Source organism: Pseudomonas sp. No.21 (assembly GCF_054558415.1).
In genome coordinates this window covers 19,519-46,134 of the sequence record NZ_BAAJNO010000024.1, presented here as the reverse complement: position 1 = coordinate 46,134, position 26,616 = coordinate 19,519, and the positions used below count along the sequence as shown (strand labels likewise).

At 64.6% G+C, this 26,616-nt stretch carries 17 protein-coding genes; 9 read left to right on the top strand and 8 right to left on the bottom strand.

What is annotated here, in order from left to right; genetic code table 11:
- Positions 1-34: 34 nt before the first annotated feature.
- Both ACYJSS_RS29685 and ACYJSS_RS29680 read left to right on the top strand, forming a co-directional pair.
- Entirely contained in the window at positions 35-4,327 is a 4,293-nt protein-coding gene (locus ACYJSS_RS29685; protein ID WP_459481193.1) for a DUF637 domain-containing protein, read from the top strand.
- A gap of 2 nt (positions 4,328-4,329) precedes the next feature.
- Positions 4,330-4,731: a hypothetical protein gene (locus ACYJSS_RS29680; protein WP_146603056.1), complete on the top strand. Its 402-nt coding sequence runs from the start codon at positions 4,330-4,332 to the stop codon at positions 4,729-4,731.
- Positions 4,732-4,939: 208 nt separating this feature from the next.
- Here ACYJSS_RS29680 and ACYJSS_RS29675 read toward each other — a convergent pair whose 3' ends face one another.
- Both ACYJSS_RS29675 and ACYJSS_RS29670 read right to left on the bottom strand, forming a co-directional pair.
- Positions 4,940-5,566 carry a LysE family translocator gene (locus ACYJSS_RS29675; RefSeq protein ID WP_111263411.1) on the bottom strand — a complete coding sequence of 209 codons (627 nt, stop codon included), beginning with the start codon at positions 5,564-5,566 and terminating at the stop codon, positions 4,940-4,942.
- A gap of 71 nt (positions 5,567-5,637) precedes the next feature.
- On the bottom strand, positions 5,638-6,987 hold the full coding sequence (locus ACYJSS_RS29670; protein ID WP_043243483.1) for an NCS2 family permease: 1,350 nt from the start codon (positions 6,985-6,987) through the stop codon (positions 5,638-5,640).
- Positions 6,988-7,308: 321 nt separating this feature from the next.
- Here ACYJSS_RS29670 and ACYJSS_RS29665 point away from each other — a divergent pair, with 321 nt between their 5' ends.
- The 3 genes from ACYJSS_RS29665 (at position 7,309) to ACYJSS_RS29655 (ending at position 10,314) form a co-directional block, all read left to right on the top strand.
- Complete coding sequence (locus ACYJSS_RS29665; RefSeq protein ID WP_111263412.1) at positions 7,309-8,613, top strand: C4-dicarboxylate transporter DctA; 1,305 nt, start codon at positions 7,309-7,311, stop codon at positions 8,611-8,613.
- A 72-nt stretch (positions 8,614-8,685) separates the two neighbouring features.
- Complete coding sequence (locus ACYJSS_RS29660) at positions 8,686-9,384, top strand: FadR/GntR family transcriptional regulator (RefSeq protein ID WP_111263413.1); 699 nt, start codon at positions 8,686-8,688, stop codon at positions 9,382-9,384.
- Positions 9,385-9,543: 159 nt separating this feature from the next.
- Complete coding sequence (locus ACYJSS_RS29655; protein ID WP_111263414.1) at positions 9,544-10,314, top strand: GntR family transcriptional regulator; 771 nt, start codon at positions 9,544-9,546, stop codon at positions 10,312-10,314.
- Between the two features lie 543 nt (positions 10,315-10,857).
- Here the strand turns inward: ACYJSS_RS29655 and guaD are convergent.
- From guaD to ACYJSS_RS29625, 6 genes are all read right to left on the bottom strand, one after another.
- A complete protein-coding gene (gene guaD, locus ACYJSS_RS29650; RefSeq protein ID WP_236206512.1) occupies positions 10,858-12,162 on the bottom strand; it encodes a guanine deaminase in 1,305 nt (434 codons plus the stop codon).
- 103 nt (positions 12,163-12,265) lie between these two features.
- Positions 12,266-13,114, bottom strand: coding sequence for a xanthine dehydrogenase accessory protein XdhC (gene xdhC, locus ACYJSS_RS29645; protein ID WP_111263416.1), 849 nt, complete (start codon positions 13,112-13,114; stop codon positions 12,266-12,268).
- The gene (locus ACYJSS_RS29640; protein WP_158545624.1) at positions 13,111-13,260 is read right to left on the bottom strand and encodes a hypothetical protein; all 150 of its coding nucleotides are present in this window, start codon (positions 13,258-13,260) and stop codon (positions 13,111-13,113) included. Before ACYJSS_RS29640 ends, xdhC begins: the two co-directional genes overlap by 4 nt.
- 19 nt (positions 13,261-13,279) lie before the next feature.
- A complete protein-coding gene (gene xdhB / locus ACYJSS_RS29635; protein ID WP_111263417.1) occupies positions 13,280-15,676 on the bottom strand; it encodes a xanthine dehydrogenase molybdopterin binding subunit in 2,397 nt (798 codons plus the stop codon).
- 131 nt (positions 15,677-15,807) lie between these two features.
- Positions 15,808-17,247 carry a xanthine dehydrogenase small subunit gene (gene xdhA, locus ACYJSS_RS29630; protein WP_111263418.1) on the bottom strand — a complete coding sequence of 480 codons (1,440 nt, stop codon included), beginning with the start codon at positions 17,245-17,247 and terminating at the stop codon, positions 15,808-15,810.
- 247 nt (positions 17,248-17,494) lie between these two features.
- Positions 17,495-18,631 carry an alkane 1-monooxygenase gene (locus ACYJSS_RS29625; protein WP_111263419.1) on the bottom strand — a complete coding sequence of 379 codons (1,137 nt, stop codon included), beginning with the start codon at positions 18,629-18,631 and terminating at the stop codon, positions 17,495-17,497.
- Positions 18,632-18,905: 274 nt separating this feature from the next.
- Here ACYJSS_RS29625 and ACYJSS_RS29620 point away from each other — a divergent pair, with 274 nt between their 5' ends.
- The 4 genes from ACYJSS_RS29620 to ligA all read left to right on the top strand — a co-directional run bounded on the left by ACYJSS_RS29620 (position 18,906) and on the right by ligA (position 26,558).
- Positions 18,906-19,565: a GntR family transcriptional regulator gene (locus ACYJSS_RS29620; protein WP_111263420.1), complete on the top strand. Its 660-nt coding sequence runs from the start codon at positions 18,906-18,908 to the stop codon at positions 19,563-19,565.
- A 26-nt stretch (positions 19,566-19,591) separates the two neighbouring features.
- Positions 19,592-23,080: a chromosome segregation protein SMC gene (gene smc, locus ACYJSS_RS29615; protein WP_111263421.1), complete on the top strand. Its 3,489-nt coding sequence runs from the start codon at positions 19,592-19,594 to the stop codon at positions 23,078-23,080.
- A gap of 210 nt (positions 23,081-23,290) precedes the next feature.
- On the top strand, positions 23,291-24,118 hold the full coding sequence (gene zipA, locus ACYJSS_RS29610) for a cell division protein ZipA (protein WP_111263422.1): 828 nt from the start codon (positions 23,291-23,293) through the stop codon (positions 24,116-24,118).
- A gap of 67 nt (positions 24,119-24,185) precedes the next feature.
- Positions 24,186-26,558 carry an NAD-dependent DNA ligase LigA gene (gene ligA, locus ACYJSS_RS29605; RefSeq protein WP_111263423.1) on the top strand — a complete coding sequence of 791 codons (2,373 nt, stop codon included), beginning with the start codon at positions 24,186-24,188 and terminating at the stop codon, positions 26,556-26,558.
- Positions 26,559-26,616 lie beyond the last annotated feature (58 nt).

Below are 26,616 nucleotides of genomic sequence, written 5' to 3'. Positions count from 1 at the left end.
ACTGAGCGTGGCGAAGGACGATGCGAATGGGCAGATGGCGTTGCTGGAGAACCGTTCCGGCGGCATCGAGTCCACGGGCGACATGACCCTGCGCGCCGCCACCCTGACCAACCGCAAGGAGCTGTTCACCCCCGGCAAGACGCTGGTTGCCGGCTCCATCAGCGTGGTTTGCTACGACTGCAGCGGCGACCACCACAACGTCGACTACGTCGCCACCGAGCGCTTCGAAAGCTCGGTGCTGGAAGACTCCGCCGCCTCGCGCATCCACAGCGGCGGCAACCTCGATATCCAGGGCGGCGTGATCGCCAACCGCTACAGCAGCCTGAGCGCCACCGGCAACATCGGCATCCAGGGCACCAGCCTGGAGAACACGGGTGCCGCCAGCGGCATCATCGAACGTGTACGCCGCTTCAACACCGGCCGCGTCACCGACGGTACCGACGAGCGTTTCCGCGCCAACTACATCAACCCCTACAACGCCCAGCCGATGCCCAAGGAAGTGCCCAGCGCGCTCTACAGCTGGGCGCTGACCAGCGACGTCGAGACGCGCACGCCCACCGGTGTCGGCTCGCCGGCCATCATCCAGGCCGGTGGCAACGTCAGCATTCAGGCCACCCAGCCCATCACCAACGACTCGGTCCTGGCCAACCAGGCGCCCCAGGGCGGCAACGCCCAGAGCCTGGACAGCCAGGTGGGCCTCACCAGCCAACCGCTGGTGGTGCAGCTCAACGCACAGCTGGCTCCGGACGCCAACCAGCAGGCGGTCAACCCGCTGACACTGCCGGGCTTCGGCCTGCCCCAGGGGCAGAACGGCCTGTTCCATGTCAATGACGGCCCCGGCCATCGCTACCTGGTCGAGACCCGCGCCGAGTTCGCCAACCTCAAGAGCTTCCTCAGCTCCGACTACATGCTGAGCCGCCTCGGCTTCGACGCCGACCAGGCGCAGAAACGCCTGGGGGACGGCCTGTACGAACAGCGCCTGATCCGCGAAGCGGTGGTCGCCCGTACCGGCAAACGCTTCATCGATGGGCTGGCTTCGGACGAGGCCCAGTTCAAGTACCTGATGGACAACGCCATCGCCAGCAAGGAAGCCCTCAACCTCGCCCCGGGCGTGGCCCTGAGCGCCGAACAGGTGGCCGCCCTGACCCACGACATCGTGTGGATGCAGGAGCAGGACGTGAATGGCGAGAAGGTGCTGGTGCCGGTGCTCTACCTGGCCCAGGCCAAGGACCGCTTGGCGCCAAGCGGCGCACTGATCCAGGGCCAGGACGTCGCCCTCATCAGCGGCAGCAGCCTCAGCAACAGCGGCACCCTGCGCGCCAGCAACCAGCTGCAGGCGTCCGCCCTGAACATCGACAACCGTGGCCTGATGCAGGCGGGCGATCGCCTGTCCCTGCTGGCCACCGACAGCATCCGCAACGCCCGTGGCGGCATCATCAACGGCAAGGACGTCAGCGCCATCGCCCTCACCGGTGACATCATCAACGAGCGCACCATCAGCCAGGACGCCCGCAGCGGCAAGAACTTCAGCCAGCTCACCAGCGTGGTGGACAAGGCCGCCGGGATTGAGGCGAGCAACAGCCTGAGCCTCACCGCCGGGAAGGACCTCCAGAACATCGGCGGCACCCTCAAGGCCGGCGGCAACGCCACCCTGAAGGCCGGCAACGACCTGGTCATCGCCTCTGCTGCCGAGGAAAACGGCAGCATGCGCCAGGACAAGCGCCATTTCTGGAGCAATACCAGCACCACCCAGCATGGCAGCGATGTGCAGATCGGCGGCAACCTGCAGGCCAGCGCCGGGCAGGATCTCGCCGTGATTGCCAGCACCGTCAAGGCCGGGGGCAATGTCAGCCTGGAGGCCGAGCGCGACATCACCATCGCTGCGGCAGCCGATGAGAGCAGCAGCGAATACCGCTACAAGCGCAGCGGCAAGAAGATCAACAAGGAAGACAGCACCATCCGCCAGCAGGCGGCGGTGATCGAAGCAGGTGGCGATCTCGATATTGAGGCGGGTGGCAACCTGCTGCTCAGCGCCAGCAAGCTCAAGGCCGGCGATGAAGCCTACCTGTACGCCGGCGAACAGCTGGCCCTGACCGCAGGGCAGGACAGCGACTACCACCTCTACGACATGAAGAAGAAGGGGGCCTTCGGCGCCAAGAAGACCCAGCGCGACGAAGTCACCGATGTCCGCAATGTCGGCACCAGCATCATCACCGGCGGCGACCTCACCCTCGCCAGCGAAGGTGACCAGCTTTACCAGCGCGCTCACCTGGAAAGCGGCGGCAACCTGACCCTTGAAAGTGGCGGTGCCATCACCTTCGAAGCGGTGAAGGACATGCACCAGGAGAGCCATGAGAAGAGCAAGAGCAGCTTCGTGTGGAACTCCATGGAGGGCAAAGGCAAGACGGATGAAACGGTCCTGCAGAGCCAACTGATCGCTCAGGGCGAGATCGCCATCAAGGCTGTCGATGGACTGAAGATCGATATCAAGGAGATCAACCAGCAGAGCGTCAGCCAGACCGTCGATGCGATGGTGGCTGCCGACCCGCAATTGGCATGGATTAAAGCGGCTGAACAGCGTGGAGATATCGATTGGCGGCAGGTCAAAGAAATCCATGACTCCTTCAAATACAGCAACTCGGGGCTTGGGGCAGGAGCCCAGCTAGTAATCGCGATCGTTATGGCAGTAGTTGTTGGGCCGGCTGCTGCCTCAGCTGTTGGGGGGGGGGTTGGTGGGGCTGCCGTGGGTGCGGTTGCCTCCTCAGCAGCTACCAAGGGAACCGTAGGCATCATCAACAATCGAGGCAATCTGGGGGCTACACTCAAAGATGTCACATCAAAGGAAAGCCTTAAGGATTATGCAGTTGCCGGGGCGACGGCAGGTCTGACTTCAGGCCTCTTCGATAAGCTGTTTGGTACCGAGACAAACCCTTTCACTAATAAGGTCAATAATGTTGATCTGGGAACCCTAGAAGGGATTGGAAACTTTGCAGGTAATCAGCTAGCCCAGAGCACTACCGCAGCAGGGCTCAATAAACTAATGGGGCGTGATGCCTCGTTCAAGGACGCTTTACAGACCGCTCTCTACAATACATTGGCCGCAGCCTCGTTCAACGCTTTAGGGGACTACACCAAGGGAAAAATAGCTGACGGCTCACCGCAGAAGATTGCTATTCACGCTGTTGTAGGTGGCTTGCTTAGTAAGGCGACTGGCGGCGACTTCAAGACTGGCGCAATTGCGGCTGGCGCCAATGAGGCTCTGGTAGTTCAGCTTGATGCTTTGGTGAATAGTGATCCCAAGCTGCTGGCAATGTCATCCCAGCTCGTCGGTGTGTTTGCAGCGGCAGCTGTTGGGGGAGATCTTGAGAAAGGTGCCTGGGTGGCACAGAACGCGACGCAGTATAATTTCCTCAATCATAAGGATGTAGAGGAGCTTAAGGAGAAAGCTGGGGCTTGTGATGGTGACAATTCGTGTGGTGAGTTGGATCGTGAGGCTCGCGAGCGCAGTCTGGTTAATCATAAGCGTTTGCTGGAATGCACAAGTGTAGGAAATTGTGCTGAAGTTCGAGCAGAGATAGATGCCGGCTCTAAGGCTATAGATAGCTTGGAGAGCCAGTTGCCAGACGGTGCTGCTAGTAAAATTCTTCGGTCTTATACGTTCATTGGGGGGGATAATCTTAATGATTGGACTCTCGCTGGTCAGTTGCACCTAGACTATATTTCTCAACTCTATTTCTCTAATGATCCTCGATGGATGGGAGAGGCTTCGAAATTTACAGAACAAACTGGCTTCAACCCATTTGGGATCAATCCCCTTGCGCTTAAGGGACTGAGTAAAGGTAGTACCGCCGGAACCAAGGCCGATATCGTCGAGCCATCCGGCTCCAAGGCTTCAGTAGGATCAACGACTCCGAAGTGGGATAATGCAGTTTCACGGGCGGATGGGGACTTCGGCCCAATAAACCAGCCATCGAAAAGCACAAAGGTTCCTGCGTTTTTCAACCCGCAGCAGTCGGCAATCGGGGCTCTGAGTAATGGGCGGATTCATATAAATGATTTGAAGAGTTTGGTCCCGCCAGGCTCACCTGATGGCTTTAAGCCATCGGCGACCATCTCAGATGGTAGTAAATTTAACTATATGATTGGAGGGCAGAAAGTTGAGATAAAATGGCATTCTCCGGATGCGAATGCTGCCGTCAAATTTCCAGGTTCAAACTCGGGATCTGGCTGGACTGCACAAATAAAAATTGGTGGGAAGCTTTTGGGGCAAGACGGGAGGCTTTACAGAAAAGCCTCCAATGAAACGCACATACCAGTAGATTTTTGATCATGAAAAATTCTGAATATTACCGGTTGTTACCCGAGGGAATGGCACCTGAAGCTGTTCGTCATGAAATCGAAACGCTTCTACAGACACAAGGTGATATGGAAGTGCTCCCGTTCATGGAGGCGCTTGACGAGTTGGCTGATCGCCAATGGCATACATATTCTTTATTGCCAGAGCCGCTGAAATCTCGTGTCGAACAGTTGATCATCTTATGTTGGCGAGACCAGCCAGAAGTAACCGATTATGCCTTGTCGATCGTATCTAAATTAGGACTGGTAGAAGCCTGGGAATTTCTTCTAGGGCTTGATAGGCAGGTGATGTCCATTGCCAGTCGAGAGGCAATTGAGGAGGCAGAAACTGAGATGTCCTCAACGATTGCGGATCCCTACAGTGGTATGCGTTGAGCAGGTGGATCAGCTTTCCCTGTCCTCCACTCTGATAGCGGGGTGAGTGGCTGCGGCTTGGCCAGTACGGTCAATCTGCTGCTGGGTTCTTGTGTCTGTTTCGCTGAGTAGTTCGACGAGCTCGTTTGAGCGCCTGCAGCTAAGCCCTCTTGCCTCATCATAAAAAAGCCCGGCATCCGCCGGGCTTCGTCATTTCAGAGGAACCGTTTCAGCGAGATATCAACGCCGCCGTTCCCGCCGCACCGAACAGCCCGGCGCTGACGCGGTTGAACCAGGTCTGGCCCTGGCCGGAGCGCAGGTAGCGGGCGGCGGCGTGGGCGCTGAGGCCGTAGAAGAGTTTGCAGGCGAGGTCCAGCACGGCCCAGGTGGCGATCATCACCGAGAGCTGGCCCAGCAGCGGGCGGTCGGCGCTGATGAACTGGGGCAGGAAGGCGGCGAAGAAGAGGATGTCCTTGGGGTTGCTGGCGGCGAGGCCGAAGGCTTTCCAGTAGAGGGCGCGGAAGCCCGGGTTGACCGGTTGCTCCTCGGCCGCCACCGGTTTGGCGGCGTTGCGCGATTGCTTCCAGCTCTGCCAGGCGAGGTAGAAGAGGTAGAGCGCGCCCACCAGCTTGAGTGCGCTGAACAGTTGCTCGGAGGCCAGCAGCAGGGCGCCGAGGCCGAGCGCGGAGGCGGCGAGCAGGCCGGTGGCGGCGCTGACGCCACCGAGGAACGCAGGCAGCGAGCGGCGGATGCCGTAGTTGAGGCTGTTGCTGACCATCAGCAGGGACAGGGGGCCGGGGATCAGGATCACCACCAGCGCGGCGCTGCTGAACAGCAGCCAGGTTTCCAGGCTCATTCGCTCGTCTCCGGGAAATGAAAAGGCCCTGGCGCTTCAGCGCCAGGGCCTTGGGGTGTTGCGGAGCGAGCTTACAGGAAAATGAACTTGGCGACGAAGATGGCGCAAAGTGCATACAGGCTGGGCGATACCTCGCGGTATTTGCCGGTGCAGGCCTTCATCACCACGTAGGTCACGAAGCCCAGGGCGATGCCGTCGGCGACCGAGAAGGTCAGCGGCATCATGATGACGGTGACGATCGCGGGGATGGTTTCGGTGTGCTCGTCCCAGTCGATGTGGGCCATGCCGCCCATCATCAGCATGGCGACGTAGATCAGCGCGCCGGAGGTGGCATAGGCGGGGATCATGCCGGCCAGCGGGGCGAAGAACATCGCAGCGACGAAGAGGATGCCGACGGTGACGGCGGTCAGACCGGTGCGGCCACCGGCGGCGACGCCCGCGGCGCTTTCCACGTAGCTGGTGACCGGCGGTACGCCGAGCACGCCGCCGAACACGCTGGAGGCGCTATCGGCCTTCATGGCCTTCGACAGGTTCTCGATGCGGCCGTCTTCCTTCACCAGGTTCGCGCGCTGGGCCACGCCCATCAGGGTGCCGGCGGTGTCGAACATGTGCACGAAGAGGAAGGCCAGGATCACGCTGATCATGGTCACGTCGAACGCACCGGTGATGTCCATGGCCATGAAGGTGGGCGCCAGGCTCGGCGGCATGGAGAAGACGCCGCCGAACTTGACGATGCCCAGGCCGACGCCGATCAGGGTGACGGTGAGGATGCTGATCAGGATGCCGCCGAACACGCGGCGGTATTCCAGCACGGCGATCATCAGGAAGCAGATCGCGGCCAGCAGCGGGGCGGGGGAGGTCAGGTCACCGATGTGCACCAGGGTGCTGGAGTTCGGTACCACGATGCCGGCGGTCTTCAGGCCGATGAGCCCGAGGAACAATCCGACCCCCGCGCCCATGGCGAAGCGCAGGCTGCTGGGGATGCTGTTGAGCAGCCATTCGCGGATGCGCGAGAAGGTCAGGATCATGAACAGCACGCCGGACAGGAACACCGCGCCGAGGGCGATCTGCCAGCTGTAGCCCATGGTGTTGACCACGGTGTAGGTGAAGAAGGCGTTGAGGCCCATGCCCGGTGCCAGGCCGACCGGCCAGTTGGCGTACAGGCCCATCAGGAAGCAGCCGAAGGCGGCGGCCAGGCAGGTGGCCACGAAGGCCGCACCGTGATCGATGCCGGCATCCGCCATGATGTTGGGGTTTACGAAGATGATGTAGGCCATGGTGATGAAGGTGGTGAGGCCGGCGGCCAGTTCGGTTCTCACGGTGGTGCGGTGTTCGGTCAGCTTGAAGAGGCGTTCAAGCAGGCCTTTGGCGGGAGGGCTCGCAGCGTACGTTCCTTGTTCTTGTTGTTTGGTGCTTTCCACAGCAGGTACCTCTCATTTAGTTGTTTTTAGCTGTTCGGCCGGCTGGTTACCTGGGTCCCTTGCGCAGCGAAAAGCCTGAGGTTTGGTGCCTCACGGGGCAGTGCGAGTTTTCTGACTTTTGGGTCAAAAAGTACGCAGTCGGATTATGTGTTTGTGTACAAAAAAGTCAATTAATGTTTGTCGGCTTGTGTGCAGCTTTTTGGGGGCATAGACTGCGCGAGCTGGACTGACCGGTAAGACCACAACAACAAAGCCTCCGGATCTCGCACAAGGGCGTAGCCGCGCCAGCGCTCCGGGGGCACCGCAACGGAGATTCCCCCCATGCTCAAGTGGTGCTCGCGCTCGATATTCCTGCAGGTCGTCATCGGCCTGGTCATCGGCATCCTCTGCGGTATCGGCTTCCCCGAGTTCTCGGCGCAGCTCAAGCCCCTGGGCGACGGTTTCATCAAGCTGATCAAGATGCTCATCGCGCTGATCGTGTTCTGCGTGGTGGTGAGCGGCATTTCCGGCGCGGGGGACCTGAAGAAGGTCGGTCGCATCGGCTTCAAGGCGGTGGTGTATTTCGAGGTACTGACCACGGTGGCGCTGCTGATCGGCCTGCTGGTGGCCTATGGCGGCGGGCTGGGGGTGGGCGCCAACATCGACCTCGGCCAGTTGCCGGCCGGCGATGCTGCGCTCTACACCTCGCGCACCGGCGACCTGCACGGGCCGGTGGACTTCGTCATGGGGCTGATCCCGGCGTCCGTGATCGGCGCCTTCGCCAGCAACGACATTCTCCAGGTGCTGCTGTTCTCGGTGCTGTTCGGCTGTGCGCTGAACCAGGTGGGCGAGGCGGCGTCGGGCGTGGCCCGGCTGATCAACGAGATGAGCCATGTGATCTTCCGCATCATGGGCATGATCGTGCGCCTGGCGCCCATCGGCGTGTTCGGTGCCATCGCCTTCACCACCAGCAAGTACGGGGTCGACTCGCTGCGCCACCTGGGCGGCCTGGTGGTGGTGTTCTATGCCACCTGTGCGGTGTTCGTGCTGCTGGTGCTGGGGACCGTGCTGCGGGTTGCCGGGCTGCGCCTGTGGCCGTTCCTCGGCTACCTGCGCGAGGAGCTGCTGATCGTGCTCGGCACCGCTTCTTCGGACGCCGTGCTGCCGCAGATCATGCGCAAGCTGGAGCACCTGGGCATCCGCAGTTCCACGGTTGGCCTGGTGATCCCCACCGGCTACTCGTTCAACCTGGACGGCTTCTCCATCTACCTGACCCTGGCCATCGTCTTCATCGCCCATGCCACCGGCACGCCGCTGGCGATGAATGATCTGGTCACCATCCTGCTGGTGTCGCTGGTCACCTCCAAGGGCGCCCACGGCATTCCCGGCTCGGCCCTGGTGATCCTCGCCGCCACGCTCGCGGCCGTGCCGGCGATCCCCGTCGTGGGCCTGGTGCTGGTGCTCTCCGTGGACTGGTTCATGGGCATCGGCCGCGCACTGACCAACCTGATCGGCAACTGCATCGCCACTGTGGCCATCGCCCGTTGGGAAAAGGACATCGACCTGGGTCGCGCCCGCAGCGTGCTGGCGGGCGAGCAGGGCTTTGCGTTCAAGGACCGCCTCGGCGCCAAGCCGACGGCGGATTGAGAAGGGTGTCGCCGGGCTGCATCATGCTGCGGCCCGGCCTGCCTGGTCCGGCTTCACAAGGAGGAAGGAACAGTGAACAGCTCATCGACCCTGGTGGGGTCCATCGTCCAGTCGCTGCGCGAGTCCATCGAGCAGGGGCGCTGGGCCGTCGGCGAGATGCTCCCGGGCCAGCGCGAACTGGCCGAGCAGCTGGGCATCAGCCGCCCCTGCCTGCGCGAGGCGGTGACGGTGCTGGAAACCCTCGGCATGGTCCGCTCGCTGCCCGGCAAGGGCGTCCAGGTGATGGGGCGCGAGGCTGCGGAACTCGCCATCACGGCGCCCCGCGACCACAGCATCGAGGATGTGATCCAGCTGCGTTATGCCCTGGAGCCCTTCATCGTCGGCCTGGTGGCGCAATCGATCGCATCGAGCGATCTCGACCGCCTGCGCCTGCGTCTGATGGACCTGCGCGATGCCGCGGAGGACGACGACATGGATGCCTTCGTCGAGGCCTATATAGGCTTCCATCAATTGCTCGGTTCGCTGACCACCAACCCCATCTTCCAGTCCCTGGTCACGCAGGCGGGGGCTGCGTTGGCCCGCAGCGATGCACTGCTGCGCCAGCGCGGTGACGAATTGCAGGAACGGGTGCGCGAGCACGAGGCCCTGGTACAGGCCATCCGCCGGCGCGACAGCCTGCTGGCCTCCTCGCTGATGCGTGACCACCTGGTCGCCGAGGGTCGCCGGATGGGGTTGCGCCTGGAGCTGCCGGAGGGTTCTAGGGCCCTGTAGGCGGGAGTCTGGGCGGGGTGGCAGTGCCTTTGTTCGGGCGGATTGTGTACAATGCGCACATTTTTCCGAGGCTTTCCCCGTTGGACGCTGGCAATACGATGCCGACTCAGCGTAGTGTCAGCCCTATTCCCGCTTTCGAATCCTTCTACGTGGGCCCCCATGAACGACGTTGAACACAGTTTGAAGAAGCCGCCGCGTGCCGCCAAAGGCACGCGCAATGGCACCCAGGATGAAGTCGTCTACGCACATATCTTCGAAGCCATCCTCGAACAGCGCCTGGCTCCGGCCACCAAGTTGAGCGAAGAGGCCCTGGGCGAGATCTTCGGTGTCAGCCGCACCATCATCCGCCGTGCCCTGTCGCGCCTCGCCCACGAGGGCGTGGTGCTGCTGCGTCCCAACCGTGGTGCCGTCGTGGCCAGCCCGGGGGCCGAGGAAGCGCGGCAGATCTTCTACGCACGTCGCATGATCGAGCGCGCCATCACCGAGCTGGCTTGCGTCAACGCCACCCCCGAACAGATCGCCGGCCTGCGCCAGATGGTCATCGAGGAGCGCGAGTGCTTCGCCCGTGGTGACCGCGGCATGGGCATCCGCCTGTCCGGCGAGTTCCACCTGAAGCTGGCCGAGGCCGCTGGCAACTTCACCCTGCTGGGTTTCCTGCGCAGCCTGATTTCGCAGACCTCGCTGATCATCGCCCTGTACGAGAGCAACAGCCGCACCCATTGCTCGGACGAGGAGCACGACAAGGTCATCGACGCCATCGAGTCGCATAACGTCGAGGTCGCCGTCGACCTGATGATGCGCCACATGGACAGCGTCGACGCCAAGCTCAACCTCGAAGGCGAAACCGCCTCCGATGACCTGCACGCGGTGTTCTCGCACCTGCTGCAGAGCAAGAAGAAAAGCACCCGCGCTTCCTCACGCAGCGCCTGAGCAGGGTGTGATGAAGAAGCCCCGCGAATGCGGGGCTTTTTTGTGGGCGGGTGGTTGGGTAGGTCGGGTGCAACTCGACGGTTTGGCACGGCGGCACCCGGCTTCTGTGAGAGCGGCTTCAGCCGCGAAACAGGGGACAGGTTGCTGGCTTCATCGCGAATGAATTCGCTCCCACGAGGTGGGCATGCGTGTGGGCTGGAAGGTCGCTTGGTGGATGAAAAGAGCGCCATCCACCCTGCACACCGGTCAGCTCCGTAGGGTGGGTGAAACCCGCGTGGCTCCAAGCAAGAGCCCGGATTGCACCCGGCCTGCCACGGCACGGCGCCGCAGGTTGGCGCCGAGCGTAGCGAGGCCCAACGCAGCGATGCTGGGCGGCGTTGCAGGTGCTTCACGTGGGAGCGGCTTCAGCCGCAAAAGATCCGCCGCCACGGGGTTGCGCGTGGCCGGATGTCCCATCGAGTGAATTCGCCCCCACGGGGCCGCGTAGAGGTGGTGCACAAAGAAAAGCCCCGCATGGGCGGGGCTTTCGGGGGCAGCGTTGGATCAGTCGCGGCGGTGCACGGAGCGGCCGGCGGCGAAGGTTTCCTTCACGCTGCGGTCGTCGCCGAGGATGGTCAGGGCGAAGAGCTTCTCCTCGATGGTCCTGGCCTGCTGCATGCGGTAGGCGATCAGCGGGGTGGCCTGGTAGTCGAGGACCACGAAGTCCGCGTCCTTGCCGCTGGCGAAGTTACCGATCTTGTCGTCCAGGTACAGCGCGCGGGCGCCGCCCAGGGTGGCCAGGTACAGGGACTTGAACGGGTCGAGCTTCTTGCCCTGCAGCTGCATGACCTTGTAGGCCTCGTTCAGCGACTGCAGCTGGGAGAAGCTGGTGCCGGCGCCGACGTCGGTGCCCAGGCCCACGCGCACGCCGTGCTCTTCCAGCTTCTGCAGGTCGAACAGGCCGCTGCCCAGGAACAGGTTGGAAGTGGGGCAGAAGGCCACGGCCGAGCCGGTTTCCGCCAGGCGCTTGCACTCGTCGTCGCAGACGTGGACGCCATGGGCGAAGACCGCGCGCGGGCCGATCAGCTTGTAGTGGTCGTACACGTCCAGGTAGCCCTTGCGCTCCGGGAACAGCGCCTTCACCCATTCGATCTCCGCCTTGTTCTCGGAGAGGTGGGTGTGCATGTACAGGCCCGGGAACTCGCCGAACAGCTGGCCGGCCAGGGTCAGCTGCTCCGGGGTGCTGGTCGGCGCGAAGCGCGGAGTCACCGCGTAGTGCAGGCGGCCCTTGCCGTGCCAGCGCTCGATCAGCTCCCGGCTGTCGGCGTAGCCGCTTTCCGGGGTGTCGGCCAGGTAGTCGGGGGCGTTGCGGTCCATCAGCACCTTGCCGGCGATCATGCGCAGGTCCAAGGCCTCGGCGGCTTCGAAGAAGGCGTCGACCGACTGCTTGTGCACGGTGCCGAACACCAGGGCGGTGGTGGTGCCGCTGCGCAGCAGTTCCTTGAGGAAGATGGCCGCCACGTCGGCCGCGTGGGCCTTGTCGGCGAAGGCCTTCTCGGTGGGGAAGGTGTAGGTGTTCAGCCAGTCCAGCAGCTGTTCGCCGTAGGAGGCGATCATGCCGGTCTGCGGGTAGTGGATGTGGGTGTCGATGAAGCCGGGGGTGATCAGGGCGTCGCGGTATTCGCGCACTTCCACGCCCTTGAGGCCGGGCAGCAGGTCGGCGGCATGGCCGACGCGGGCGACCTTGCCGTCCTCGATCACCAGCACGCCGTCCTCGAAATACTCGTAGGACTGCTCGACACCCACCTCGGCGGGGTCGGCGATGCTGTGCAGGATGGCGGCGCGATAGGCTTTTGCAGGGCTGGTCATGTTGAATCTCGTTCTTTCGTGATCTTGATGCCCCGTGTCGGGGCTCCGCGCAGGCGAGCACCGAGCCGAGGTGGCCCGGTGTCCTCCTGCATGAATCCTGGTGTCAGGCCTGTTCGCGGCGGGAAGAGGGCACCAGTTTGGCGACTGTTTCCCTTTTCTTCACGTCCTGGCCTTCTTCCTTCTGACCGAAGGTGGCGTTGTAGGTGGCGATGATCTCGCCGGCGATGGAGATGGCGATCTCCGCAGGCAGCTTGCCCTTCACCTCGGCGATGCCCATGGGGCAACGCATGCGCTGCACGGTTTCCGGGGCGAAGCCGCGGTCGCGCAGGCGGTGTTCGAACTTCACCCGCTTGGTCTTCGAGCCGATCAGGCCGTAGTAGGCGAAGTCATTGCGCTTGAGGATGGCCGCAGTGAGCTCCAGGTCGAGCTGGTGGTTGTGGGTCATGACGATGAAGTAGCTGCCGGCGGGCATGCGCTCGACCTCATCGACCACCTCGTCATTGATCACCTTCTCGACACCGGTGGGAATGGACGCCGGGAACTCGTTCTCCCGCGAGTCGATCCAGCGCACCTTGCAGGGCAGGCTGGCGAGCAGCGGAGCCAGGGCACGGCCGACGTGGCCGGCCCCGAACAGGGCGATATGTGCCTGGGGCTGGCCCATGGGCTCGAACAGCAGCACCGTGGCACCGCCGCAGCACTGGCCGAGGCTGGCGCCCAGGCTGAAGCGCTCCAGGCGGGTGTCCTGGGAACGGCTCCGCAGCATTTCGCGGGCGATCTCCATCGCCTTGAATTCCAGGTGGCCGCCACCGATGGTCTCGTAGATGCGGTCATCGCTGACCACCATCTTCGAGCCGGAATTGCGCGGGGTGGACCCGCGCTCTTCGATGATGGTCACCAGCACGCAGGCGTCCCCGCGTTGCTGGAGTTCGGCCAGGGCGCTGATCCAGCTCATTTGCTCAACCTCCAGGTACGCAGGGGCTTGGCGGAGCGCGACAGGCGCCAGACATCCTGCTCCGGGCGGCGCAAGGCGTCGGTCGGCTGGGCCGGTGCGGCCTGCTGTTCCGGGGTTTCGCGGCTGAAGGCGGGTTGGCTGTTCATCTCGGCTCCCGGCCCGCCGTCAGGCGGGCTCTACCTGGCTGGCAGCGGGCTTGTTGGCCGCCTGCTGCAGCTTCTTCATCTGCTCCACGCCCCAGAGCACGCGCTCCGGCGTGGCCGGTGCGTCTATGGCCGGCTGCGCCTTGTAGTCCGCCAGGCTGGCCACGGCGTCCTTGAGCGCACACCACACGGCGATGCCGAGCATGAACGGCGGCTCGCCCACGGCCTTGGAGTGGAACACGGTCTGCTCGGGGTTCTTGCGGTTCTCCACCAGCTTGACCCGCAGGTCCAGCGGCATGTCGGCGATGGCGGGGATCTTGTAGCTCGCCGGGCCGCTGGTCATCAGCTTGCCCTTGGCGTTCCACACCAGCTCTTCCATGGTCAGCCAGCCCATGCCCTGGACGAACGCGCCCTCCACCTGGCCGATGTCGATGGCCGGGTTCAGCGAGGCGCCGACGTCATGCAGGATATCGGTGCGCAGCATCTTGTATTCGCCGGTCAGGGTGTCCACCAGCACTTCCGCACAGGCAGCGCCGTAGGCGAAGTAGTAGAAGGGGCGGCCGGCGGCCTTCTCGCGGTCATAGAAGATCTTCGGCGTGCGGTAGAAACCGGTGCTGGAGAGCGAGATCTGGTTGAAGTAGGCGAGCTGGATCATCTCCTCGAAGGAGAGGAAGTGATCGCGCACGCGCACCTGCTCGTTGCGGAACTCGATGTCTTCGTCGGTCACCTTGAAGTGGTTGGCGAGGAAGTCCACCAGGCGCTTCTTGATGGTCTCGGCGGCGTTCTGGGCGGCCTTGCCGTTCAGGTCGGTGCCGCTGGAGGCAGCGGTCGGCGAGGTGTTGGGCACCTTGTCGGTGTTGGTCGCGGTGATCTGGATGCGGCCGATGTCCACCTGGAAGACCTCGGCCACCACCTGGGCGACCTTGGTGTTCAGACCCTGGCCCATCTCGGTGCCGCCGTGGTTCAGGTGGATCGAACCGTCGGTGTAGATGTGCACCAGCGCGCCCGCCTGGTTGAGGAAGGTGGCGGTGAAGCTGATGCCGAACTTGACCGGGGTCAGCGCCAGGCCCTTCTTCAGCACCGGGCTCCTGGCGTTGAAGGCGCGGATTTCTTCACGGCGCCGGGCGTATTCGCTGCTGGCCTCCAGCTCGGCGGTCATCTCCTCGAGAATGTTGTGCTCGACGGGCTGGTAGTAGTGGGTGACGTTGCGCTCGTCCTTGCCGTAGTAGTTGGTCTTGCGCACCTCCAGCGGGTCCTTGCCCAGGTGGCGCGCGATCACGTCCATGATCTCTTCGATCACCACCATGCCCTGCGGCCCGCCGAAGCCGCGGTAGGCGGTGTTCGAGGCGGTGTTGGTCTTGCAGCGGTGGCCGTTGATGGTGGCGTGTTCGAGGAAGTAGGCGTTGTCCGAGTGGAACATCGCGCGGTCGACGATGGAGCCGGAGAGGTCCGGCGAATAGCCGCAGTTGCCCGCCAGCTCCAGCTCGATGCCGGTGAGCAGGCCGTTGTCGTCGAAGCCGATGTCGTACTCGGCATAGAACGGGTGGCGCTTGCCGGTGATGGTCATGTCTTCCATGCGCGGCAGGCGCATCTTGGTCGGGCGACCCGTGAGGTGCGCGATCACCGCGCACAGGCACGCCGGGCCGGCCGCCTGGGTTTCCTTGCCGCCGAAGCCGCCACCCATGCGGCGCATGTCGATGACGATCTTGTGCATGTGCACGCCCAGCACCTCGGCCACCAGTTTCTGCACTTCGGTGGCGTTCTGCGTGGAGGTGTAGACGATCATGCCGCCGTCCTCGGTGGGCATCACCGAGGAGATCTGGGTTTCCAGGTAGAAGTGCTCCTGGCCGCCGATGTGCAGGTTGCCCTGCAGGCGGTTCTTCGAGCGCGCCAGGGCGCTGGCCGAGTCGCCGCGCTTGTGCTGGTGGCTGTCGAGGACGAAGTGCTTCTTGCGCAGCGCGTCGACCACATCGAGCACCGGCTCCAGGTCCTCGTACTCGATGATCGCGGCCATGGCGGCCTTGCGGGCGGTTTCCAGGCTGTCGGCGCCGACCGCGAGAACGACCTGGCCGACGTACTCGACCTTGCCGTCCGCCAGCAGCGGGTCGCCGGCCACGACCGGGCCGATGTCCAGCTGGCCGGGAACGTCCTCGGCGGTGATGGCGATGGCCACGCCGGGGAAGGCGTAGCAGGGGGTGGTGTCGATGCGCAGGATGCGGGCATGGGCGCGGTCGCTCATGCGGGCATAGACGTGCAGCTGGTTGGGGAATTCCAGGCGGTCGTCGACGTACACCGCTTCGCCGGTGACGTGCTTGGGCGCGCTCTCGTGCTTGACGCTCTTGCCGACGCCGGTGGTGATGTCGGCGCGGAACAGCGCGGCCAGTTCTTCCTGGGATTTGATCTTGTGGTGGTTAGACATGCTCTGTGCCTCCAACGTCTGCTGCGCCCGCGTGAACGGTGATGGGCGCGATGTGCAGATTAAGCCTGCGGTGCTGCGCTTCCTGGCCAGCAATTGCCGGGATCGGCGCTTGGTGCGCGACATGCTTGAGATCACACATAGGCAGTCACCCGGGTTTCGACCTCGGGGGCCTGCAGTTCGAGGAAGAATTTGCGCAGCAGGTTCTGCGCGGCCAGCAGGCGGTATTCCTTGCTGGCACGGAAGTCGGTCAGCGGGGTGAAGTCCTGGGCCAGGGCCTCGCAGGCACGTTCGATCACGCCGGGGTACCAGGCGGCGCCCACCAGCGCGGCTTCGCAGGCGGCGGCGCGCTTGGGAATGCCGGCCATGCCGCCGAAGGCGATGCGGGCTTCACGCACCACGCCGTCCTCGATCACCAGGTTGAAGGCGGCGCAGACGGCGGAGATGTCGTCGTCCAGGCGCTTGGACACCTTGTACGCGCGGAACGCCTGGTTGGTGCGGGCGCGCGGCACGAGGATCTTCTCGATGAACTCGGCTTCCTGGCGCACGGTGACCTTGTAGTCGAGGAAGTACTCGTCCAGGGGCAGGGTGCGGGTCTGGTTGCCCTTGCGCAGGACGATCCTGGCGCCGAGGGCGATCAGCAGCGGCGGGGCATCGCCGATGGGCGAGGCGTTGCCGATGTTGCCGCCGAGGGTGCCCTGGTTGCGGATCTGCAGCGAGGCGAAGCGGTGCAGCAGTTCGCCGAAGTCCGGGTACTCGCGGGCCAGGGCGTCGTAGCAGTCGGAAAGCGCGGTGGCGGCGCCGATCTCGATGAAGTCGGGGCCGATCTCGACGCGCTTCATGGCGTCGATGTGGCCGACGTAGATCATCACCGGCAGCTCGCGGTGGAACTGGGTGACCTCCAGGGCCAGGTCGGTGCCGCCGGCCAGCAGGCGGGCCTGCGGGTTGGCGGTGTAGAAGTCGGCCAGGTCGGCGACGGTCAGCGGCACCAGGCAGCGCTTGTCACCGCTGTTGAGCTCGGCGGTCTCGCGCGGGGCGATGGCCTGGAGCTGGGCGACGGTCTGGGCCTCGAAGGCGTCGAACTGGTCCGGCTGCTTCTGGCAGCAGGCCTGCTCGGCGGCGTCGATGATGGGGCGGTAGCCGGTGCACCGGCACAGGTTGCCGGCCAGGGCTTCCAGGGTCTGGGCCTTGTCGTAGCCATCGCTGTTCTTCTGCAGGGCGAACAGCGACATGACGAAGCCGGGGGTGCAGAAGCCGCACTGGGAGCCATGGCAGTCGACCATGGCCTGCTGCACGGAGTGCAACTGGCCCTTGTGCTTGAGGTCTTCCACGGTGATCAGCTGCTTGCCGTGCAGGGACGAGACGAAGGTCAGGCAGGAGTTGAGGGTGCGATAGCGGATGCGATCCCCCTGCAGCTCGCCGACGACGACCGTGCAGGCGCCGCAGTCGCCCGAGGCACAGCCCTCTTTGGTTCCGGGTTTGGCCAGGTGTTCACGCAAGTAGTTGAGCACGGTGACGTTGGGATCGAGATCGCGCTCGGTGCGCAGCTCCCGATTGACTAAAAACTGGATCAAGGACGACCTCCAGGCACTTTATTGTTTTTACGAGGGCTCGTATGGCGGCGAATTTAGAATCCCCTGACTTTCTGGTCAATAAATATTTGACCCAAAAGTCAGAAAATCTTCACGCCAATGGGCTATGAAGCCGGCGCGCCCGCTCTGGCACGGCAAAGTTGCTTAATCCGTGCCAGTCATCTGCAAGTGTAGAAACGCCGACGCCCCCATGCGGGGGCGTCGGTCGAAAGGTCGGGCGGGACAGAGGTCAGGCGGCCTGCTGCGACTCCGTCAGCTGGTGCTCCTCGCCGGCGTAGTAAGCGCGTACGCGGGGGTCCATCACCGCGCGCCAGAGCGGGGGGATCAGCGCCAGGACGATCATCCCCGCGTAGCCGTTGGGCAGTTGCGGGCTGTCGTCGAAGTGGCGCAGCACCTGGTAGCGGCGCTTGGCGTAGGCGTGGTGGTCCGAATGGCGCTGCAGGTGGAAGAGGAACAGGTTGGTGAGCAGGAAGTTGCTGTTCCAGGAGTGCGCCGGGCTGGTCCGCTCGTAGCGGCCGTTCTCCAGCTTGCGCCGGTGCAGGCCGTAGTGCTCCACGTAGTTGACGATCTCCAGCAGGGTGAAGGCCATGGCCGACTGGCCGAGGAAGAACAGCACGCCGAGCCAGCCGAACGCCAGGCCGAAACCTGCGGTGAAGGCTGCACTGATGGCGTACCACCAGATCAGCTCGTTGCGCCAATGCAGTGCAGGCAGGCCCTTGCGCTTGAGGCGCTCGGCCTCCAGGTGCCAGGCATTGAGGAAGTTGTGCTTATAGGCATGGGGCAGGAAGGCATAGAGGCTCTGGCCGTAGCGGGAGGAGGAGGCGTCCTCGGGCGTCGACACATGGACGTGGTGGCCACGCACATGCTCGACCTTGAAGCCCCCGTAGCAGACCGCCGCCAGCAGCAGGCCGCCGGCGTTCTGCTCGATCTTCGGGTCCTTGTGGATCAGTTCATGGGAGACGGTGATGCCGATGGCGCCCATCACTGTGCCCACCGAGAGCAGCCAGCCGAGGCGGCCGACCCAGTTCCAGTCCTCGTGGTGGATGAAGACCCAGCCGCTCCAGGCCAGCATGCCCAGCAGCAGCGGCACGGTGGCCAGGCTCAGTACCTGGTAGTAGTCCTGGCGCTCCATCTCCGGCACCTGCTCGGCTTCGTCCGGGTTGGCCGGGTCGCGGCCGACGATGGCGTCGAGGATCGGGATCACCCCGAAGACCACGGTGATCACCAGCCAGGGCCACGCATTGGGATGGCTGCTGTCCAGCGACCAGTAGAAGCTCATGGGGATCCCGGCAATCGGGATCAGCCAGATCCAGTAGCCGACCTTTTTCAGGGCGAGCATCCAGTTGGAAGGCAGGCGTTCGAACATGGGTGGTCTCCGCGTCGAGGTGGGTGGGTTCTTGTAAGATTGTCAGACAATCGTGCGCCTCCCAGCCTCGCCCGGCGACCGACCTTTAGGTCTGAATGCCCGCTTGTTGTCACCTTTGCGGGGTAACACCCTGTGTTACACTTCGCCCCCTGCAGCGTTCCGCTGCGGGCCGCAAACCCTTGTAGTTGCTGCGTTCCCGGGCTTTCGCCAACGCCGGAGCTATCGCCGAGGGCGCCTTACGGACATCCCCAGCCTCCATGACCGAAGGAAAACCATGACGTTCAAGGCACCGGACAGCCTCGCCGAACAGATCGCCCACCACCTCGCCGAGCGCATCATCCGCGGTGAGATGAAGGCCCGCGAACGGATTCAGGAACAGAAGGTCACCCAGTCCCTCAACGTCAGCCGCGGCTCGGTGCGCGAGGCACTGCTGATCCTCGAGCGTCGCCACCTGATCAACATCCTCCCGCGCCGCGGGGCGCAGGTCTCCGAACTCACCCCTCATCACGTGCAGAGCCTTTATGCGTTGATGATGGAGATGTACATCCTGCTGGCCAATGCCGTGGCCCAGCGCTGGCGGACCGATGACGACCTCGTACCCTTCCGTGCCATCCAGCTGCGCCTGGAGGAGTGCCTGAAGGAGCACGATATCGGCAACTTCGTCGATGCCAGCTTCGACATCATGCGCGCCGCCTATCCCTTCGCCGACAACCCCTACCTGGAAGAGACGGTGGAGAATCTGCTGCCGGCCATCAGCCGCACCTACCACCTGGCGCTGGAGCAGCGCAAAGGCGAGATGGCCCAGTTCATGCTCGCCTTCGCCGAGCTGCTGCAGGCGGTGATCGCACGCGAGCCGGCGCGTATCCGCGAGGTACTGCTCGCCTACGGCCAGCACAACTGCCAGCTGGTGCTCGCCGCGCTGGCCGGGCGCTGATCGTTCACTGACCGAGGGAGGCAGGGATGCGGCTCAAGTGCATCAAACTGGCGGGGTTCAAATCCTTCGTCGACCCGACCACGGTCAGCTTCCCCAGCAACATGGCCGCAGTCGTCGGCCCCAACGGCTGCGGCAAGTCCAACATCATCGACGCCGTGCGCTGGGTGATGGGCGAAAGCTCGGCGAAGAACCTGCGCGGCGAGTCGATGACCGACGTCATCTTCAACGGCTCCAACACCCGCAAGCCGGTGGCCCAGGCCAGCATCGAGCTGATCTTCGACAACTCCGACAACACCCTGGTGGGCGAGTACGCGGCCTTCGCCGAGATTTCCATCCGCCGCCGGGTCAGCCGTGACGGGCAGAACACCTATTTCCTCAACGGCACCAAGTGCCGCCGTCGCGACATCACCGACATCTTCCTCGGCACTGGCCTGGGCCCGCGCAGCTACTCGATCATCGAGCAGGGGATGATCTCCAAGCTGATCGAGGCCAAGCCCGAGGATCTGCGCAACTTCATCGAGGAAGCCGCCGGCATCTCCAAGTACAAGGAACGCCGCCGCGAGACCGAGAGCCGCATCCGCCGCACCCACGAGAACCTCGCGCGCCTCACCGACCTGCGCGAAGAGTTGGAGCGCCAGCTCGAACGCCTGCACCGCCAGGCCCAGGCCGCCGAGAAGTACCAGGAATACAAGGCCGAGGAGCGCCAGTTGCGCGCCCAGCTCGCCGCCCTCAAGTGGCAGGCGCTGAACGAGCAGGTGGGCCAGCGCGAAGCGGTGATCGGCAGCCAGGAAGTCAGCTTCGAGGCGCTGGTGGCCGAGCAGCGCAGCGCCGACGCCAGCATCGAGCGCCTGCGCGACGGCCACCATGAGTTGTCCGAGCGCTTCAACCTGGTCCAGGGTCGTTTCTATTCCGTGGGCGGCGATATCGCCCGGGTCGAGCAGAGCATCCAGCACGGCCAGCAGCGCCTGCGCCAGTTGCAGGACGACCTGCGTGACGCCGAACGTGCGCGCCAGGAAACCGAATCCCACCTCGGCCACGATCGCACCTTGCTGGCGACCCTGGGCGAGGAGCTGGAAATGCTCGCGCCCGAACAGGAAGTCAGCGCCGCCGCCGCCGAGGAAGCCGCCGCCCAGCTGGAGGAAGCCGAGACCGGCATGCACGCCTGGCAGGAGCAATGGGACGGCTTCAACCAGCGCAGCGCCGAGCCGCGCCGCCAGGCCGAAGTGCAGCAGGCGCGCATCCAGCAGCTGGAGCAGAGCCTGGAGCGCCTGATGGAGCGCGAGCGCCGCCTCAACGACGAGCGCGCCCAGCTCGCGGCCGATCCGGAAGACGCCGCCATTCTCGAGTTGAGCGAACAGCTCGCCGCCGGTGAGCTGCAACTGGAAGAGCTGCAGGCCGCCGAAGAGGCCCAGGTCGAACGCCTGGAGCAGCTGCGTGAGGAGCTGCAGCAGGCGACCCAGGCCCAGCAGCGCGCCCAGGGCGAGCTGCAGCGCTTGAACGGCCGTATCGCCTCACTCGAGGCCTTGCAGCAGGCTGCGCTCGACCCCGGTACCGGCACCGCCGAATGGTTGCGCGGCCAGCGGCTCGACCAGCGCCCGCGCCTGGCCGAGGGCTTGCGCGTGGAAGCGGGTTGGGAGCTGGCGGTGGAGACCGTGCTCGGCGCCGACCTGCAAGCCGTGCTGCTGGATGATTTCAACACCCTCGACCTGAGTGGCTTCACCCAGGGCGACCTGCGCCTGGCAAGCGCCGGCACCGGAGCTGCCCGCGTCCCCGGAAGCCTGCTGGACAAGGTCGAATCCGCCGTCGACCTGACGCCCTGGCTGGCGCGGGTTCGGCCCGTGGACAACCTCGATCAGGCCCTGGCGGCCCGCACGACGCTGGCTGCCGACGAGAGCCTGATCAGCCGTGACGGCTACTGGGTCGGGCGCAATTTCCTGCGGGTGCGCCGTGCCAGCGAAGCCGAGAGCGGCGTATTGGCCCGGGGCCAGGAGCTGGAGCGCCTGCACGCCGAGCGCGACGAGCAGCAGGCCGCCCTGGAAACCCTCGAGGAGCGCCTGCAACAGCTGCGCGACCACCAGCGCCAGCAGGAGGAAAGCCGCGAGCAGCAGCGTCGCCGTGCGCAGGACGAATCCCGTCGTCTCGGTGAGCTCAAGGCGCAATTGTCCGCCCAGCAGGCCAAGGTCGAGCAGCTCACCCTGCGTCGCCGCCGCCTGGAGGCCGAGCTGGCCGAGCTGGACGAGCAGCGCGCCATCGAGCACGAGCAGCTCGGCGAATCGCGCCTGACCTTGCAGGACGCACTGGATGCGATGGAGACCGACACCGAGCAGCGCGAGAAGCTGCTCGCCGAGCGCGACAACCTGCGCGAGCGCCTCGACCGTATCCGCCAGGAGGCCCGTCAGCACAAGGACCATGCCCACCAACTGGCCGTGCGCGTCGGCTCGCTGCGTGCGCAGCACGACTCCACGCGCCAGGCGCTGGAGCGTTTGAGCCTGCAGTTCGAGCGCCTCGAAGAGCGTCGCGAACAGCTCAGCCTGAACCTGGAGGAGGGCGCCGCTCCGCTGGAAGAGCTGCGCATGAAGCTTGAGGAACTGCTCGACCGGCGCATGGGCGTGGAGGAAGAGCTCAAGCTCGCGCGCCTGGCCCTGGAGGACGCCGACCGCGAATTGCGCGATGCCGAGAAGCGTCGCACCCAGGCCGAGCAGCAATCGCAGCTGCTGCGCGGCCAGCTGGAGCAGCAGCGCATGGAGTGGCAGGCCCTGAGCGTGCGTCGCAAGACGCTGCAGGATCAGCTCCACGAGGACGGCTACGACCTCCACGGCGTGCTTGCCACGCTCCCCGGGGAGGCCAGCGAAGCGGCCTGGGAAGAGGAACTCGAACGCCTCGCGGCGCGCATCCAGCGCCTCGGGCCGATCAACCTCGCGGCCATCGACGAGTACCAGCAGCAGTCCGAGCGCAAGCGCTACCTGGACGCCCAGAACGACGACCTGGTGGAGGCGCTGGAGACCCTGGAGAACGTCATCCGCAAGATCGACAAGGAGACGCGCAACCGCTTCAAGGAGACCTTCGACCAGATCAACTCCGGCCTGCAGGCGCTGTTCCCCAAGGTCTTCGGGGGTGGCCACGCCTACCTGGAACTGACCGGGGAGGACCTGCTGGATACCGGTGTCGCCATCATGGCGCGGCCGCCGGGCAAGAAGAACAGCACCATCCACCTGCTTTCCGGTGGCGAAAAGGCGCTCACCGCGCTGGCCCTGGTATTCGCCATCTTCCAGCTCAATCCCGCGCCGTTCTGCATGCTCGACGAAGTGGACGCGCCACTCGACGATGCCAACGTCGGACGTTACGCAAGGCTGGTGAAGGAGATGTCGGAGAAGGTCCAGTTCATCTATATCACCCACAACAAGATCGCCATGGAAATGGCCGATCAGCTGATGGGCGTGACCATGCACGAGCCGGGATGCTCGCGCCTGGTCGCGGTGGACGTCGAGGAGGCTCTTTCCCTCGTAGAGGCCTGATCGGGCGGGGGTGCAACCTTTTCGCCCGGAGGGCCGTGAAGCCTCTATCAGAGGTTTCTCTGCTGGGCTGGCCGTGCTAGCTTAATGCCCAATTTTGTCGCACGTGGAAAACGCCATTCAGAACATGGAGTTGGGCGCCACGTTTTCAGAGGACCGGATGTCCTTTCTTCATCATCATCAGAATATTTTTGACCAGGGGACACAGGATTAATGGATATCGGTCTGCGCGAGTGGCTGATCGTCATCGGCATCATCGTAATCGCCGGCATTTTGTTCGATGGCTGGCGCCGCATGAGCGGCGGCAAGGGAAAACTCAAGTTCAAGCTCGATCGTAGTTTCTCCAACCTCCCTGACGACGAGGAGGACCCCGCCCTGGTCGGTCCGGTACGCGTCAAGGAGCGTCACCAGGAGCCCTCTCTGGACGAGGAGGACCTGCCGCCCATGAGTGCCAAGGAGCTGAACAAGCGCCGTGGCAGCGAGCCGCACCAGGGTGACCTCAATCTCGACGAGCCGGTGCCGACCCTGCTGACCCCGGTCGACGATGTAGCCCCGGCCAAGGGTGCCAAGAACGGCAAGGCCCACGCCCCCGCCCAGGACCTGCCCCCGGTGGAGGAGGTGCTGGTGATCAACGTGGTGGCCCGCGACGGTGACGGCTTCAAGGGCCCGGCCCTGTTGCAGAACATTCTCGAAAGCGGCCTGCGCTTCGGCGAGATGGACATCTTCCATCGCCACGAGAGCATGGCCGGCAACGGCGAGGTGCTGTTCTCCATGGCCAACGGCGTCAAGCCCGGCACCTTCGACCTGGACGACATCGACCATTTCAGCACCCGTGCGGTCAGCTTCTTTCTCGGCCTGCCCGGCCCGCGCCACCCGAAGCAGGCCTTCGACGTGATGGTCGCCGCGGCCCGCAAGCTGTCCCAGGAACTGAACGGCGAGTTGAAGGACGACCAGCGCAGCGTGATGACCGCGCAGACGATCGAGCATTACCGCCAGCGCATCGTCGAATTCGAACGCCGCAGCCTGACTCACAAGCGCTGAACCACAGGATCCATCGAAAGAGCAGCTCAGGCTGCTCTTTTCGTTTGCATAGAAAAGAGCACGAACCATGACCGACGCCCAGACCGCCGCCCAGCGCATCCACCAATTGCGTGCCGAACTGGATGAGCACAACTACCGCTACTACGTGCTGGACGAACCCAGCGTGCCCGATGCCGAATACGATCGCCTGTTCCGCGAGTTGCAGGCCCTGGAGGCCGAGCATCCCGAACTGGTGACGCCGGAGTCGCCCACCCAGCGCGTGGGCGGTGAAGCCCTCAGCGCCTTCGGCGAGGTGCGCCACGAAGTGCCCATGCTCAGCCTGGGCAACGCCTTCGAGGAAGAAGACCTGCGCGCCTTCGACCGCAGCGTGCGCAGCGGCCTGGGGCTTTCCTCCGGCGACCTGTTCGGCGGTGGCGCCGAGGTGGAATACAGCTGCGAGCCCAAGCTCGACGGCCTGGCGGTCAGCCTGCTGTATCGCGACGGGCAACTGGTGCGCGGCGCCACCCGGGGCGATGGCAGCACCGGTGAGGACATCAGCGCCAACGTGCGCACCATCCGCAACGTACCGCTCAGGCTCAAGGGCGAGGGCTGGCCTGCCGTGCTCGAAGTGCGCGGCGAGGTGTACATGCCCAAGGCCGGATTCGAGGAGCTCAACGCGCGCCAGGCGGAAAGCGGCGGCAAGACCTTCGCCAACCCGCGCAACGCCGCAGCCGGCAGCCTGCGCCAGCTGGACCCGCGCATCACCGCCAGCCGCCCGCTGGAGTTCTGCTGCTACGGCATCGGGCAGGCCAGTGGCGAGCTGCCGGCCACCCAGGTCGGCATGCTCGAGCAGCTCAAGGCCTGGGGCGTACCCATCAGCCGCGAGCTGAAGCTGGCCAAGGGGGTCGAGGCGTGCCTGGCCTACTACCACGACATCGGCGAACGCCGCATGGGCCTGGCCTATGACATCGACGGCGTGGTGTTCAAGGTCAACAACATCGAGGACCAGCAGCAACTGGGTTTCCGCGCCCGCACCCCGCACTGGGCGCTGGCCCACAAGTTCCCCGCCCAGGAGGAACTCACCGAACTGCTGGACGTGGAGTTCCAGGTCGGCCGTACCGGTGCCGTCACTCCGGTGGCACGGCTGAAACCGGTCAAGGTGGCCGGCGTCACCGTGGCCAATGCCACCCTGCACAACATGGACGAGGTCGCGCGCCTGGGCTTGAAGATCGGCGACACCGTGATCATTCGCCGCGCGGGTGACGTGATCCCCCAGGTGATGCAGGTCGTGCTCGAGCGCCGCCCCGAGAACGCCCGCGAGGTGCATGTACCCGAGCAGTGCCCGGTGTGTGGCTCTGCCGTGGAGCGCACGCAGCTGGTCAAGCGTGCCAAGGGCAAGGAAACCACCAGCGAAGGCTCGGTCTACCGTTGCGTCGGCCGCCTGGCCTGTGGTGCCCAGCTGAAGCAGGCGATCATCCACTTCGCCTCCCGCCGTGCGCTGGATATCGAAGGCCTGGGCGACAAGATCGTCGAGCAACTGGTGGATACCGGGCTGGTCGCATCGCCGGCGGACCTGTTCACCCTGACCTACGACCAGGTGGTGGCGCTGGAGGGCTTCGCCGACCTGTCGACCCGCAACCTGCTGGCGGCGATCCAGGACAGCGCCAGGCCGACCCTGGCGCGCTTCATCTACGCCCTGGGCATTCCCGATGTGGGCGAAGAGACCGCCAAGCTCCTGGCCCGCGCCCTCGGCTCCCTGGCGCGCATCCGCCAGGCGCTGCCGGAGGTGCTCACCTACCTGCCTGACGTGGGCCTGGAGGTCGCCTTCGAGATCCACAACTTCTTCAGCGACGCGCACAACCTCAAGGTCATCGACGACCTGCTGGCCCGGGGTGTGGTGCTGCAGGAGGAGGGCGAGCTCAGCCCCGAGTTCGCCGCCTGCGCCAGCCTCCCGGGCTTCCTCGACAAGCTCAACATTCCCTTCATCGCCGCCACCGGCGCGGAGAAACTGGCGGCCAGGTTCGGCAGCCTGGAGGGCGTGATCAAGGCCGACTGGCTGGACCTGCGCCAGGTGGAGCGCCTCAACGAGAAGGCGGCCAAATCCCTGCGCGACTTCTTCGACCAGCCTGCCAATGCCGAGCGCGCCACGCTGATCGAGGCGCAGCTGCGTGATTTCGGCATGCACTGGCAGAGTGAGAAGAAAGTCGTGGAAGGCCTGCCGCTGGCCGGGCAGACCTGGGTGCTGACCGGCACCCTGGAGGTGATGAGCCGCGATGTGGCCAAGGAGAAGCTGGAGGCCCTGGGTGCCAAGGTGGCCGGCTCGGTCTCGGCCCGTACCCATTGCGTGGTGGCCGGCCCCGGCGCCGGTTCGAAGCTGGCCAAGGCCACCGAGCTGGGCGTGCGCGTGCTGGACGAGGAGGCGTTCCTGGCCGAGCTGAAGGGGATGGGCGTCTCGCTCTGATCCGCCGGGGCTCCCCGCAAGCGCGGGGCGTACCTAAGGCGCAAATGAAAAGGCCGGG